At 73.6% G+C, this 13,977-nt stretch carries 9 protein-coding genes; 3 read left to right on the top strand and 6 right to left on the bottom strand.

Annotated features, from left to right (window positions below; genetic code table 11):
* Positions 1 to 2: 2 nt before the first annotated feature.
* From ACVUH9_RS10265 to ACVUH9_RS10245, 5 genes are read right to left on the bottom strand one after another with little or no spacing between them, the layout of a single operon-like run.
* Entirely contained in the window at positions 3 to 980 is a 978-nt protein-coding gene (locus ACVUH9_RS10265) for a 3-hydroxyacyl-CoA dehydrogenase (protein ID WP_475756514.1), read from the bottom strand.
* The gene (gene gcvPB / locus ACVUH9_RS10260; RefSeq protein ID WP_475756512.1) at positions 977 to 2,515 is read right to left on the bottom strand and encodes an aminomethyl-transferring glycine dehydrogenase subunit GcvPB; all 1,539 of its coding nucleotides are present in this window, start codon (positions 2,513 to 2,515) and stop codon (positions 977 to 979) included. The genes ACVUH9_RS10265 and gcvPB overlap by 4 nt, the downstream gene beginning before the upstream one ends.
* Complete coding sequence (gcvPA, locus tag ACVUH9_RS10255) at positions 2,512 to 3,915, bottom strand: aminomethyl-transferring glycine dehydrogenase subunit GcvPA (RefSeq protein ID WP_475756510.1); 1,404 nt, start codon at positions 3,913 to 3,915, stop codon at positions 2,512 to 2,514. Before gcvPA ends, gcvPB begins: the two co-directional genes overlap by 4 nt.
* A gap of 20 nt (positions 3,916 to 3,935) precedes the next feature.
* Positions 3,936 to 5,090 carry an ATP-NAD kinase family protein gene (locus ACVUH9_RS10250; protein WP_475756508.1) on the bottom strand — a complete coding sequence of 385 codons (1,155 nt, stop codon included), beginning with the start codon at positions 5,088 to 5,090 and terminating at the stop codon, positions 3,936 to 3,938.
* A gap of 22 nt (positions 5,091 to 5,112) precedes the next feature.
* Complete coding sequence (locus tag ACVUH9_RS10245; RefSeq protein WP_475756506.1) at positions 5,113 to 6,507, bottom strand: aminotransferase; 1,395 nt, start codon at positions 6,505 to 6,507, stop codon at positions 5,113 to 5,115.
* 143 nt (positions 6,508 to 6,650) lie between these two features.
* Here ACVUH9_RS10245 and ACVUH9_RS10240 point away from each other — a divergent pair, with 143 nt between their 5' ends.
* The 3 genes from ACVUH9_RS10240 to ACVUH9_RS10230 all read left to right on the top strand — a co-directional run bounded on the left by ACVUH9_RS10240 (position 6,651) and on the right by ACVUH9_RS10230 (position 12,980).
* On the top strand, positions 6,651 to 8,129 hold the full coding sequence (locus ACVUH9_RS10240; RefSeq protein WP_475756504.1) for an NAD-dependent succinate-semialdehyde dehydrogenase: 1,479 nt from the start codon (positions 6,651 to 6,653) through the stop codon (positions 8,127 to 8,129).
* A gap of 417 nt (positions 8,130 to 8,546) precedes the next feature.
* Complete coding sequence (locus ACVUH9_RS10235; protein ID WP_475756503.1) at positions 8,547 to 9,506, top strand: alpha/beta hydrolase; 960 nt, start codon at positions 8,547 to 8,549, stop codon at positions 9,504 to 9,506.
* Positions 9,507 to 10,001: 495 nt separating this feature from the next.
* Positions 10,002 to 12,980 carry an amidase gene (locus ACVUH9_RS10230; protein ID WP_475756501.1) on the top strand — a complete coding sequence of 993 codons (2,979 nt, stop codon included), beginning with the start codon at positions 10,002 to 10,004 and terminating at the stop codon, positions 12,978 to 12,980.
* Positions 12,981 to 13,460: 480 nt separating this feature from the next.
* Here the strand turns inward: ACVUH9_RS10230 and ACVUH9_RS10225 are convergent, their stop codons facing one another.
* Positions 13,461 to 13,910, bottom strand: coding sequence for a MarR family winged helix-turn-helix transcriptional regulator (locus tag ACVUH9_RS10225; protein ID WP_475756499.1), 450 nt, complete (start codon positions 13,908 to 13,910; stop codon positions 13,461 to 13,463).
* Positions 13,911 to 13,977: the final 67 nt, after the last annotated feature.

Below are 13,977 nucleotides of genomic sequence, written 5' to 3'. Positions count from 1 at the left end.
ACCTACCGTTCCCCGCCGTCGGCGGACTCCGTCGCCCGCGCGGCCTCGAGGGTCATCAGCAGTCGGTCGCGCCAGTCGACCCGTGCCGGCCAGTCCTCGAGCGGCAGCAGCGCGCGGCGCTGGGCGGCGACCTCCGCGACCAGCTCCGGGGTCCACGGATCGTCCTGGCCGCGCTCGGCGCCCTGCCGGGCGTAGGACGGTCCCATCCGCTCGGCGTGGGCCGCGATCCCGCCGCGGGTGTTGAGGTCGACCGTCTCGAACGGCCCGATCACCGACCAGCGGCGGCCGAGCCCGTCGCGGACGACCCGGTCGACGTCCTCGACCGAGGCGACCCCGTCGCGGACGAGGCAGTAGGCCTCGCGCAGCAGCGCCCCCTGGAGGCGGTTGAAGAGGAAGCCCTCGACCTCGCGCCGGACCCGCACCGGCGACATCCCGACCGACGCCAGCAGCGCGTCGACGCGGTCGACCAGCGCCGGGTCGGTGAACGGTGCCGGGACCAGCTCGACGACCGGCAGCAGGTAGGGCGGGTTGCCCGGGTGCACCACCAGGCAGCGGTGGCGTCCGGACAGCTCGTCGGCGAACTCGGAGGCGGTCAGGAACGACGAGGACGACGCCAGCGGCACGTCCGGCGCTGCCGCGGCGTCGAGCGCCGCGAACAGCTCGCGCTTGAGCGCGACGCTCTCCGGCGCGCACTCCTGGACGTAGCCGGCGCCCTCGAGCGCCTGCTCGAGCGAGACGCTGCGGCTGACGCGCGCGGCGACGGTCGCCGGCGCCTCCGCCAGCAGGCCGTGGCCGTGCAGCTCCTCCAACCGCAGCAGCAGCTCGCCCTCCGACGCCGCCAGCCGCTCGGCGTCGGGGTCGTGGACCGTCACCGGGTGGCCGCCGCGCGCGAAGACCAGCGCCCAGGCGACGCCGATGCTGCCGCTGCCGACGATCGCGACGGCGACCGGATCGGCGGGGCCGGGGGCTGCCCCGCTCATGCCGTCGCCCGCTTCCGGACGTGCGCCCGCCAGGTCGTCGCCCAGCGGGCGGGATCGTCGACCCCGTCGACCTGGACCTGGTGGATCGCCTGGTTGTGGGGTGCGGTCCGGACGATCTCCGGGTTCGCGTAGGCCTCCTCGACCACGTGCTCGAGCACGTCGATCCAGAGGTCGATGTCCTCCTTCGACCAGGTCTCGCCCGCCTCCGGGGTGACCGGCTGGGGCACGATCCACGGCTCGTGGCTGAGCCACGGCGCATCGACGCCGAAGTCGACCATCCGGTTCTGGATGTCGTGGACGTCGATCCCGGTGTCCTCGGCGACCTGGCCGAGGCTGTAGCGGGTCATCTCCAACCGGTGCTGGGTGACGTGCGGCTGCGACTTGGTCAGGCCGCGGATCTTCAGCAGGCGGCCCTCCATGTAGTTGTTGGCGATCACCGAGAGGTCGGCCGCCTGGCGGAGCCCCTCGGCCCCCAGCGAGCGCGCCCACGAGTAGGCCTTGACCACGACCGGGACGTTGCCCCAGTACTCGCGGACCTTGCCGATCGACTGCGGGCCCTCCTCGTCGAGCAGGTAGGTCCCGTCGACGAGGTCGACCAGCGGCCGCGGCAGGAACGGCACCAGCTCCTCCGAGCAGCCGTAGGCGCCGACGGCCGGACCGCCGCCGCCCTTGGGGCCCGCGAAGGTCTTGTGGAGCATGTACATGCAGGCGTCGAAGCCGAGCTCGCGGGCGCGGATCCGACTCATCACGCCGTTGAAGTTGGCGTGGTCGTAGAAGCAGAGCCCGCCCGCCTCGTGGACGATCCGCACCCACTCCTTGATCTCGGGGTTGTAGATCCCCATGTCGTCCGGGTTGCCGACCATCAGCGCCGCGGTCCTGTCCGAGACGGCCGCCTTCAGCGACTCGAGCGTCGGGTAGCCGTCGGGGCCGAGCGGCAGCGTGACCACGTCGAAGCCGGCCGCCGCGGCGGTCGCCGGGCTGCACGGGTGGGTCTGGATCGTGGTGATGACCTCGGTCCGCTGGGCCTGCTCGCCGCGGGACGCGTGGTAGGCGCGGGTGATGCAGGCGTGCGTGTAGGCCGCGTCGGCGCCGCCGCCGGGCTGGAAGACGAACCGCTCCATCCCCGACAGCTCGCGCAGGATCTGCTCGAAGCCGTGGACGATCTCGAGCACGCCCTGGAGCGTCGACGGGTCCTGGCCGGGATGGACCTCGGCCAGCTCGGGGCGCGCGGTCACCCGCTCGTTGACCCGCGGGTTGTACTTCATGGTGCAGGTGCCGAAGAGGTTGACGCCCATCATGCCCAGCGTCATCTGCGACAGGTGCAGGTAGTGGCGCTGGACCTCGAACTCGGACAGCTCCGGCAGCGCCGGCGGGGTCTGGCGGCGGACGCCCGCGGGCAGCAGCGAGGCGACGTCGGCGCGGACGGCCTCCTCCGGCTCGGGGGCCAGGATCCCGCGGCGGCCGGGGCGGCCCATCTCGAGCACGACGGGCTCGTCCCAGACGGCGGCGTGGTAGCGGGGCAGCGCGTTGCTCATGCGGCGAGCACCTCCTGGAGGCTCGCGACGAGCCGGTCGATGTCGTCCTGGGCGTGGACCTCGGTGACGCAGTAGAGCGCCCGCTGGCGCGGGTCGTCGGCGCCGCCGGAGAGGTCGCCGCCGCCGAAGATCCCGCGCTCGAGCAGCGCGGCGTTGATCTCGGCGACGGTCTTGCCGGTCATCGAGAAGTCGACCACCAGCTCCTTGAAGACGTGCTCGTGGGCGATCTTGACCCCGGGCAGCTCGGCCAGCCGGCGGGCGGCGTAGTGGCTGCGCTGGAGGATCAGCTCGCCCAGCTCGACGAAGCCGTGCGGCCCCATCAGCGCCATGTAGGTCGCGTTGACGACGGCCCACAGGTACACGGAGTTGCCGGTCCAGTCGTTGCCGTCCTCGCGGCGCCCGTAGGAGGACTGCTCGAACAGCGCCATCGCGAAGCCGACCTCGCCCGCGACCCGGGTCGGGGCGATCGAGACCTGGAGGGTCGGGTACTGGCGGGCGTAGCGCTCGTCGTCACGGGTGGCGATGAAGCCGCCGGTGCCGCCGCCGCAGTTCATGTGGATGCCGAGCGGCTGGGTCGAGCCGACGACGATGTCCGCACCGTAGGACGGCGGCGGGGCGAGCACGCCGAGCGAGAGCGGGTCGACGCCGACGATCGTCTCGGCGCCGGCCGCGCGGGCGACGGCGGCGAGCTGCGCGCCGCGGGTCTCGATCGCGCCGTGCGACGAGGGGTTCTCGAAGTAGACCGCGGCCGTCTTCGCGCTGACCAGCCGCTCGAGGTCGGCCAGGTCGAGGCCGCCCGTCTCGGGGTCGACGGCGACCGTGACGATCCCGATGTGCCCGGGCAGCTCGGTCGGGTCGCAGTAGGTCCGCAGGACCGCGAGCCGCTCGGGGTCGAGGTTCTCGGGGACCAGGACCTCGTAGCGGTCGGTGATCCGGCTCGCCATCCGGACCGCGTGGCCGACGGCGCAGCCCCAGCTGTAGACGGGCAGGCCGACGAAGTCGAGGTCGACCAGCTCGCCGAGCATGCTCGCGAACTCGAACCAGGCCTGGTTGCGGCCGTGGTCGGAGGCGGGGGTCCCCCACTCGGAGGTCACGAACTCGGTCCGGCCCGCGATCTCGTCGCAGATCGCCGGCACGTAGTGCGGCCAGACCCCGCCGCCGAGGAAGCTCAGGTGGTCCTCGGTCGAGCCGTTGCGGCCGAGGGTCGTGCGCAGGTGACGCTCGAGCTCGGCCTCCGAGCGCAGCGCCCGCGGCAGCCGCAGCTCGCCCTGGAGGCGGTGGTCGGCGGGGATCTGCTCGAACAGCGTCTCGGCGTCGTCCACGCCGATCGCGTCCAGCAGCTCGCGCCGCAGCGCGGGCGCCGAGTTGGCCATGTACGGGTGAGCGGACGGGGGTGACATGCAGGAGCCTCCGGGTGGGGTCAGGGGCACAGGCGCATCACGACGGTCTCACGTCGTGACACTCGGACGGGTAGGTAGCCGCAGACGACCTCGTCGACGGCCGGGTCGCCGGTGTCGACGCGGAGCACCGGCGGGTCGAGCGTGATCAGCTTCTCGCGGGCGGCGACGATCCGCAGGCCGTCGCGCCCGATCCGGCCGACGACGGCGGCGGAGAGCTGCTGGTTGCCGCGGCCGAGCAGCGAGCCCTGGCCGCCGACGACGCCGAGCGCGAGGAGCGCCTGCGGCGACTCGTCGAGCAGCCGCAGGATCGCCCGTTCGTCGAGGTCGCGGCCGAGCAGCTCGCCGTCGCGGACCGCGTCGACGCCGAGCAGCGTCGCGGGCAGGTCGAGCGCCCGCATGATCCGGGCGGTGGTGGTGCCGGGACCGACGAGCAGCAGCGTGCCCGGCTCGAGGTCGGCGACGATCCGGGCGGCGGCGCCGTCGAGGTCGTGGTCGGAGACGCGCGGCGGACCGCCCTTGGCGGCGAGCACGCGGCCGGCGTCGCGCGGGACGCGGACGACGCCGTAGAGGTGGGTGGCGATCCGGCCCTCGCGGACGGCCGCCTCGTCGATGTCGGCGACCTCGGCGTCGCGGAGGCCGATCGCGGCCGGATCGAGCAGGTAGGCGGCAGCGGCCTCGCCGGCTGCCTCGGGGGTGGCGGCGAAGACCCCGGAGTGCATCTTGACCCCGGTCGGGAGCCCGAGCACGGGCAGCGTCGCGCCGATCGCGTCGTAGACGTCGCAGATCGTGCCGTCGCCGCCGGCCACCAGCAGCAGGTCGACGTCGAGCCGGCGCAGCTCGCTCGCGGCCGCGCGGGTGTCGTCGGCGGTGGTCGGCTCGCCGGTCGCCCCGGGCAGCTCGGTCGTCCGCAACCCGACGGCGCGGGCCTGGTCGGCCCCCATCTCGCCGGGCGCGGCGACGACCTCGACCTCGGGCGCGCGGTCGGCCAGCCGCCGCAGCGCCCGCACGGTCCGCACGCCCGCCAGCGGCCGCGCGCCGAGCACGACGGCCCGGCGCTGGATCGCGCCGCCGTCGCTGCCCTTCAGCCCGACCCGCCCGCCGAGCCCGGCGACCGGGTTGACGAGCAACCCCAGCCGGAGGGGCCGCGACGGATCGGGTTCGGGCGACGGCGGCACGGGCGGGCGGTGTGGTCGGGGGCTAGACGCGCTCGCGGACCAGCTCGTCCGCGACCTGGTCCAGCGCCGCGCGGGCCCCGGACACGATCGCGCCGATCTCGTCCTCGCTGATCACGAACGGCGGCGAGAACGAGATCGTGTCGGCGGCCGGGAGGGCGCGCGTGATGATCCCGCGGTCGAGGCAGGCCCGGGTGATCCGGGCCGCGACCATCTGCGACGGGTCGAAGCGGGTCATCGGATCGCGATCGGCGACGAACTCGACGGCGCCGACCAGGCCGATGCCACGGACCTCGCCGACCAGCGGGTGGTCGGCGAAGGCGTCGTTGAGCGCCTTGCGCATGACGTCGCCGCGGGCGTTGACCTGCTCGATCAGCCCGTCGCGCTCGATCAGCTCGAGGTTGGCCAGCGCCGCGGCGGCGGCCAGCGGGTGCGCGCTGTAGGTGTAGCCGTGCTGGAAGACCCCGTCCTCCTCGCTCGAGACGACGTCCCAGACCTTCTGCGAGACGATGCAGCCCGAGAGCGGGACGTAGGCGGAGGTGATCCCCTTGGCGACGGTCATGAGGTCGGGCTCGATGCCCAGCAGGTGGCTGCCGAACCAGCTTCCCAGACGCCCGAACCCGCTGACGACCTCGTCGGCGATCATCAGCACGTCGTACTTGCGCAGGACGGCCTGGATCGCGGGGAAGTACCCGTCCGGCGGGACGAGCACGCCGCCCGCGCCCTGGACGGGCTCGGCGATGAAGGCGGCGACGGTGTCGGGGCCCTCGGCCAGGATCAGCTGCTCGAGGTCGTCGGCCAGGCGCTGCGAGAAGGCGGCGTCGGTCTCGCCCGGGAGCGCGTCCCAGAGCCGGTACGGGGCGCTCGTGTGCTTGATCTGCGGCAGCGGCAGGTCGAAGCTCTTGTGCATCGCCGGCAGGCCGGTGAGGCTCGCGGAGGCGATCGTCACGCCGTGGTAGCCACGGTTGCGGGCGATGACCTTCTTCTTCTCGGGCCGGCCGAGGATGTTGTTGTAGAGCCAGACCAGCTTGAGCTGGGTGTCGTTGGCGTCGGAGCCGCTGTTGCCGTAGAAGATCTTCGACATCTGCGGGCCGGCGAGCTGGACGACCTTCTCGGCCAGCACGGCCGGCGGGGCGGTCGCCATCGACGAGAAGCCGTGGAAGTACGGCAGCGTCAGGGCCTGCTCGTGCAGCGCGTCGGCGATCTCCTGCCGGCCGTAGCCGGCGTTCACGCACCAGAGGCCGGCCATCGCGTCGATGTACTCGGTGCCGTCGGCGGCGGTCAGCCGCGCGCCGGAGCCGGACATCATCATCGCGGCCGCGCCGTCGCGCTCGTGGCGCCCGGCGTTGCTGAAGGGGTGGAAGACGAAGCGACGGTCGGCGTCGCGGGAATCGGTTCGTGCAGTCACAGTTGCTCGCATTGCGGTCAGGTGCGCGGTCCTCGCACATTCGCAGACGAACGCGTCGTTGTCCAGCGTTTTGCACGGATTGCGTTCAATTGCGCGTTATGCGAGCATTCAGACGTTCGCTGTCCCGTTTCCCGAGCCCCCGCAGGAGCACGCCCATGACGACCCTCGCCTTTCCCTTCGCGCTCAACGACCCCACGCTGCTGCGGGACGAGCTGTACGTCGACGGCCAGTGGAGCCCCGCAGCCACCGGCGCTCGCGCCGAGGTCACCGACCCCGCCACCGGCAACGCCGTCGCGACCGTCGCCGACGGCGACCGCAGCGACGCGGGCCGGGCCGTCTCCGCCGCGGCCACGGCCTTCCCCGCCTGGGCCGCCCGCACCGCCAAGGACCGCTCGAACGTCCTGCGGGCCTGGTTCGACTTGATCGTCGCCCACGCCGACGACCTCGCCACGATCATCACCGCCGAGCAGGGCAAGCCGCTCGCCGAGGCCAAGGGCGAGATCCTCTACGGCGCCTCGTTCGTCGAGTGGTACGCCGAGGAGGGCAAGCGCGCCTACGGCGACGTGATCCCGACCAACGTGCCCGGCCGTCAGCTGCTGGCCGTCCGCCAGCCGATCGGCGTCTGCGCCGCGATCACGCCCTGGAACTTCCCGATGGCGATGATCGCCCGCAAGCTCGCGCCCGCGCTCGCGGCCGGCTGCACGATGGTCGTCAAGCCCGCCCCCGCCACCCCGCTCTCCGCGCTCGCGCTGGCCGAGCTGGCCGACCGCGCCGGGATCCCCGCGGGCGTCGTCAACGTCGTGCCCGGCCCGGCCGAGCAGGTCGGCGGCGAGCTGACCGAGAACCCGCTGGTCCGCAAGCTGACCTTCACCGGCTCGACCGCCGTCGGCAAGCACCTGATCCGGCAGACGTCCGAGACCGTCAAGAAGCTCTCGCTCGAGCTGGGCGGCAACGCTCCGCTGATCGTGTTCGACGACGCCGACCTCGACGTCGCCGTCAAGGGCGCGATCGACTCGAAGTTCCGCAACGCCGGCCAGACCTGCGTCTGCGCCAACCGGATCCTGGTCCAGGACGGCATCCACGACGCGTTCGTCGAGCGCTTCACCGCCGCCGTCGCCGCGCTCAAGGTCGGCAACGGCTTCGACGTCGGCTCCGAGCAGGGGCCGCTGATCAACGACGCCGCGCTGCAGAAGGTCCGCGAGCACGTCCAGGACGCCGTCGACGGCGGGGCCACCGTGGCCTGCGGCGGCGACGCCCACGAGCTCGGCGGGACGTTCTTCCAGCCGACCGTCCTGACCGGCGTCACGTCGGAGATGCGGATCGCCACCGAGGAGACCTTCGGGCCGGTCGCGCCGATCTTCCGGTTCAGCGAGGAGGCCGAGGCTGTCGCCCAGGCCAACGCGACCGAGTTCGGCCTCGCGGCGTACTTCTTCTCGCGCGATGCGGGCACGATCGCCCGGGTCGGCAACGCGCTGGAGTTCGGCGTCGTCGGCGTCAACACCGGCCTGATCTCGTACGAGGGCGCGCCGTTCGGCGGCGTCAAGCAGTCCGGCCTCGGCCGCGAGGGCTCGCGCCACGGCCTCGACGACTTCCTCGAGCTGAAGTACCTCTGCGTCGACGGCCTCGGCGCCTAGTCGGAGTCGCGGTCGGTGGTCGGCCTGCACGGGGCGGGTCGGCCGGACGGCGGTCGGCCGGACGGCGGTCGGCCGGACGGCGGTCGGCCGGACGGCGGGGCTCCGTGGGCGGCGGCCCAGGTGGAGTCATTTCGCGTCACCTCACCGAGCTGGGGTCATTTCGCGTCGCTATCCGACGCAAACTGACTCCAGAGCCCGAGACCGACGCGTCCTGACTCCAGATCCCCGACCGGCACAGCCTCTCGGCGTCCTTTCGCGTCGCTCCTTCCGGCCCGGCGTCCATGTGCGTCGCCCTTCGACGCGAGATCGCACGCCAGAACCCGGCCGCCGACGCGAGCTGACTCCAGACCGTCCGAACCGGCGGCGTCTTGGCGTCGGTTCGCCTCGGTCCCCGCACGCGTGCGTCAGACTCCGGGCATGACGCGCCCCGACCCGCTGCTCGGCGACGGCTACACGACGCGGACGATCCCGCTCACACCCGACGACGAAGGCCCCGTCGAGGCGACCCTCGTCCGCCACGCCGCCAGCGACGGCGAGCGGGCCGTGCTCTACGTGCACGGCTTCGTCGACTACTTCTTCCAGCGCGAGCTGGCCGAGTTCTACGCCGCCCAGGGCTACGCCTTCTACGCGCTCGACCTGCGCAAGTCGGGCCGCTCGCTGGGCTCGCACCAGACGCCCTACTTCGTGCACGCGATCGGCGACTACTTCGAGGAGCTGGACGCCGCGGCCGCCGCGATCCGGGCCGACGGGCACCGCCAGATCCTCGTCAACGGCCACTCGACCGGCGGCCTGACCGCCGCCCTCTGGGCCCACGCGCGCCGGATCGGCGGCGGCCCCGACGCGCTCTTCCTCAACAGCCCGTTCCTCGACCTCAACATGCCGGCGGTCGTCCGCGAGCTGACCGGCGGGCTGGCCGCAGCCGTCGGGCCGCGGCGGCCGTACCGGATCCTCCCCGGCGGGCTCTCGACGCTCTACCCGCGCAGCATCCACCGCGACCACGAGGGCGAGTGGGAGTTCGACCTCGCGCTCAAGCCGATCGAGGGCTTCCCGGTCCGGGCCGGCTGGCTGCACGCGATCCGCCGCGCCCAGAAGCAGCTCCACCGCGGGCTCGACGTGCGCGTGCCGACGCTGGTGATGTGCTCGACCGCGAGCAGCGCCCCGCGCGGCTGGGACGACGTCCTGCTCCGCTCCGACAGCGTGCTCGACGCCGACCTGATCGCCCGCTGGGCGACCGCGATCGGCCGCCACGTCAGCTGCCTGCGGGTCGAGGACGGGATGCACGACCTGGTGCTCTCCGCCGCTCCCGTCCGCAAGCAGGTCTACGCCGAGCTGGAGCGCTGGCTCGGCGCCTACTTCCCGGCCTCGGCGGGGAAATAACGGGACTACGGGGGCGCGGGGGCGCGGGGGCGCGTTCTCTTCGAGGTTGACCACCGTATGGGTGGCAAACCTCGAGGAGAACCGGGCGCGGGCTCCGACTCCGCGGGCGAGCGGGCGGGACCGGCCGGCGTGCAGGACCGGCCGGGCGGACGGGCGGGCGGGACGGGCGGGACGGGCAGGCGGGGCCGGACGGACGGGGCGAGCGGCCGGGGCGGGACGGGCCTCAGTCTCCCGGCCGCCCCCGCGCGGTAGCGGGTCTCGGGGCGAGGTCGACTTGGCCGCCGGGCGCACGCTCGCCGTGGCGTACACGACACGCGGGCCAGCGATTGGACGCCGGGCGCATCGCCCCTGCGGCGTACAGGACACGCTGCTAGTCGGCGCGGCGAACCCCGTTGCGACGCTGGTCGGGCACACCTGTACGCCGCGCTCCGCGGCCGACCGCGCGGCGCTGGACCGTCGCCCGGTCGGCCGCACGCGCTCTCGAGGGGACCCCCCATGAAGCACCCAGCACTCGCCCGCGTCACCGCCGGGGGCCTCACCGCCCTGGCCGTCTCGTTCGCCGCCGCGTCCCCGGCCGCCGCCGTCAACACCGTCCGGACCGCCAACGACGCCGACTGGCAGGTCCACGACGCCGCCGCCCCGGCCGTCGACACCGGCAGCATCCGCGCGATCACCGACAACGCCTTCTACGGCTACGGCGGGATCAAGGTCCGGGTCTCCGACGTCCCCGAGAGCGACCCCAGCTCACGCTTCAACGGCGAGCTGATGCGCGGCTTCGGGCTCCGCTTCGACGGGGTCGACGGCTTCTCCTCGACCCGCACGGTGACCCTCGGCGGGGTCGCGATCAGCCGCGCGATCAAGATCGGCAAGCCGGGCAACTGGGCACGCTGGATCGACGGCTTCACCAACACCAGCAACCGGACCGTGACCGTCGACGTCTCGTTCGGCGGCACCGTCGGCCTCAACACCGGCACCAACCAGAGCCAGGTCGTCGGCAGCTCCAGCGGCGACACCACCATCGGCCGCGACGACGCCTGGGTCGCGATGGCCAACGCGACCGCCGCCGGACCGGCCTCGCGCGGGCCGTCGGCGGTCGTGCTCGGCAGCCCGACCCCGTTCGGCGGCGCGCTGCTCGGGACCGGCAACCAGCAGCGCAACCCGTTCGGCTCGCTGCTGCCGCTGACCGGCCTCGACGCCAACTTCCAGGGCTACCGCAACCAGCTGACCCTGGAGCCGGGCGAGACCGCCTCGCTGCTGCACTTCGTGGTCGCCGGCCGCCGCGAGACGAGCGGGACCGCCGGGACCCAGATCACCGCCGTCCAGACCGCGGCCGCCGGCCTCGCCGCCGCGCCCAACCTCGACGACGTCAGCACCGGCGTCCGCTGCACGATCGCCAACTGGGACGTCGCGACCGTCGTCGGCTTCGACCCCGCCGCCTGCGCCGGCGCGGTCCCGCCGGACGTCCCGGCCCAGAGGCCGCCGGCGCCGGCGGTCACGACCTCCCGCTACGACGTCGTCGACAAGTCGATCACCGAGCTCGGCGACGACCTCGCCGCCGGCCGCACCAGCTCGCAGGAGATCACCCGCGCCTACCTCGACCGGATCGCCGCCTACGACACCGGCGCCTTCGGCTTCCACGCCTTCATCACCGTCGCCGACGACGCGATGGCCCAGGCGAAGGCGGCCGACATCGCCCGCGCCAAGGGGGCGACCGGCGCGCTGCTGGGGATCCCCGTCGCGGTCAAGGACCTCTACGACACGAAGGACATGCCGACGACCGACGGCAGCCTCGCCTTCGAGGGCTGGCGGCCCAAGCAGGACGCCTTCCAGGTCGCGCGGCTGCGCGCCGCCGGCGCGGTGGTCCTCGGCAAGGCCAATCTCTCCGAGTTCGCCAACTCCGGCAGCTACAGCGACAGCGGCTACGGGATGACGTGGAACGCGTTCGGCCCGTCGAAGACCGCGCTCGGCTCCAGCGGCGGTTCCGCCGTCGCGACCGCGCTCAGCTTCGCCGGCTTCGCGATGGGGACCCAGACCGGCGTCTCGCTCTACGCCCCGGCGACCGGCGCCAGCCTCGTCTCGCTGCGCGGGACCGACGGGATCTCGTCCGGCTCCGGCGTGATGCCGCTGACCTACCTCCAGGACTTCGAGGGCCCGCTCGCCCGGACGACCAGCGACGTCGCCCGGATCCTCAACGTCACCACCGGCACCGACCCGAACGACCCGGCGACCGTTCACGCCGACGCCGACGCCAAGCGGCCCGAGGACTGGACGACCTCCCTCGACCGCGGGGCGCTGGCCGGCAAGCGGATCGGCTACCTGCCCGGGGCCTTCGACGACAACCCGACCTACGGCCAGGACGACGGGACCGTGGTCGCGCTGAAGACGCGGCTGCTCGACCTCGAGGCGGCCGGCGCGACCCTGGTCCCGATCGAGACCGCGGCCCCGAGCCAGTCGACCTCGGTCTCCGGCCTCAGCGGCAGCCGCACCGAGGAGGGCTGGCAGCACTACTTCGAGGCCCACGACGACCCGCCGTTCACGACCGCCGCCGGGATCCTGTCGTCGCCGAAGGTCCTGCCCTACAACCGCCAGAGCTCGACCCCGCAGCCGCGGCTGAACGAGACCGACGTGGCCAAGATCATCGCCGCCCGCGACGCGGCCAAGGACCGCTACCGGCAGTGGATGGACGACGCCGGGGTCGACGCGGTCGTCTACCCGGGCTTCCGCAGCGACGTCTACGACAACGACGGCGCCCAGACCCTGTCGTCGGACCGCGGGACCGGCGTGCCGACCTCGAACGTCGGGCTGCCGACCCTGATCCTGCCGGTCGGGGCCAACCCGCACGGCGACCCGATGTCGCTCCAGATCGTCGGGCGGGCCTTCGACGACGCCAAGGTCCTCGGCTACGGCTACGCGCTCGAGCAGCAGCTCCAGGGCGACGGCCACCGGCTTTCGGACCAGGCGCCGAAGCTCCGCTACGACGCCGACGCGACGCCGACCCCGATCGAGATCGAGAAGCCGGAGCCGCCGGTCACCCCGGCCCCGTACGAGCCGCCGACGGAGACCGCGCCCGCCGTCGTCCCGCCGGCTCCGGGCCCGGGGGTCGGGGCGGGCTCGAAGCCCGGAGGATCGACGGTCGCCCGCACCACGTTGCGGGTCGGCCTGCCGGCGAGCGGCCGGGTCGCCGGGGGCCGGATCCGGATCGCGCTCCGCAACCGGGGCACGAGCAGCGTCTCGGGCACGTTGGTCCTGAGCCGGACGATCACGGTCCAGGGCCGCAAGCGCACCCAGACCCTCGGGAGCGCGCGGATCCGGGTCGCCGCGGGCAAGGCCACGACGGTGCTGGTCCGCCCGAACGCGGCCGGCCGGCGGCTGCTGCGGGCCACCCCGACGCCGCGGGTGATCGCCCGCTTCACGCTCCAGCCGGCCGGCGGGGCGAAGGCGACCAAGAAGGTGACCCTGCGGTTGCGGGGCTGAGGGGCAGGGCGCGGCTCGCGGCGGGTGACGCGGGGCCTCGTGCGGCGGCGGGCGCGGGGTTGAGGCGCGCAGGGCGCGGCGGCGGGCGCGGGATTGAGGGCGCGCAGGGGGCGGCGGCGGGCCGTAGGGCCCGCACCCGGCGACCCGTTGAGGCTGAGCACCTGTGCAGGTGCTCAACGTCAACCGGCTGGGGAGGCACCGCTCCGCGGAGCGGTGCCCGGAGCTTCTCTTCGAGGTTGACCACCGTATGGGTGGCAAACCTCAAGGAGAACCCGGCTGCAGGAGCCGTGGCGACCCGGTTCTCGTTCTCTTTGAGGTTGACCACCGTAGGGGTGGCAAACCTCAAAGAGAACGCGCCCCGCCCCGGCCGTGCCACCCCAACCCCCGCCGTGCCACCCGACCCCGGCCGTGCCGCCCCAACCCGCGCCGTCCCCCAACCAGCCCGCGCCCGCCTCCCTCAACCCACGCCGCGGCCCAACCTCAGCCGGCGACCGGCGCCTGCTCCAGCGCGCGGACCAGCGGGGCGAGCTCGGGGAGCTCGGCCGCCTCGGTCAGCGCCTCGTGGAGGACGCGATCGTGGGTCGGCCGCGCCGCCTCCAGCAGCGCCTGACCGGTCGGCGTGACCTCGGTGTAGATCCCGCGCCGGTCGGTCTCGCAGAGGTAGCGGCCGAGCAGGTCGCGCTCCTCCAGGCGGGCGACCAGGCGGGTCGTCGCGCTCTGGCTGAGGACCACGGCGTTCGAGAGCTGGTTCATCCGCATGTGGTGCTCGTCCTGGCGACTGAGGACGTCGAGCACCGTGTACTCGCTGACGCTGATGTCGTGCTCGGCCTCCAGCGCCCGGGCGAGCCGGTCCTCGATCCGGGCGTGCAGCGCGGCGAGCGTGCGCCACCCCTGGGCTCGGGCTTCGATGGCGTCGTCGGGCATGGACATGGCGGGTCCTCGGTAGGCGGGCGGAGACGGACGACCGGAGACCGCTGCTTGCACGGATAGCCCGCGT

It is taken from the genome of Patulibacter ginsengiterrae (assembly GCF_056269115.1).
The sequence above is the reverse complement of the archived record's forward strand: the minus strand, read 5'-3'. Positions and strand labels throughout refer to the sequence as shown.

What these genes read in the sequence shown, in the direction of transcription:
- ACVUH9_RS10265 (WP_475756514.1), bottom strand. Translation starts at nt 980, where the DNA reads ATGAGCGGGGCAGCCCCCGGCCCCGCCGATCCGGTCGCCGTCGCGATC.
- gcvPB (WP_475756512.1), bottom strand. Translation starts at nt 2,515, where the DNA reads ATGAGCAACGCGCTGCCCCGCTACCACGCCGCCGTCTGGGACGAGCCC.
- ACVUH9_RS10235 (WP_475756503.1), top strand. Translation starts at nt 8,547, where the DNA reads ATGACGCGCCCCGACCCGCTGCTCGGCGACGGCTACACGACGCGGACG.
- gcvPA (WP_475756510.1), bottom strand. Translation starts at nt 3,915, where the DNA reads ATGTCACCCCCGTCCGCTCACCCGTACATGGCCAACTCGGCGCCCGCG.
- ACVUH9_RS10240 (WP_475756504.1), top strand. Translation starts at nt 6,651, where the DNA reads ATGACGACCCTCGCCTTTCCCTTCGCGCTCAACGACCCCACGCTGCTG.
- ACVUH9_RS10245 (WP_475756506.1), bottom strand. Translation starts at nt 6,507, where the DNA reads ATGCGAGCAACTGTGACTGCACGAACCGATTCCCGCGACGCCGACCGT.
- ACVUH9_RS10230 (WP_475756501.1), top strand. Translation starts at nt 10,002, where the DNA reads ATGAAGCACCCAGCACTCGCCCGCGTCACCGCCGGGGGCCTCACCGCC.
- ACVUH9_RS10225 (WP_475756499.1), bottom strand. Translation starts at nt 13,910, where the DNA reads ATGTCCATGCCCGACGACGCCATCGAAGCCCGAGCCCAGGGGTGGCGC.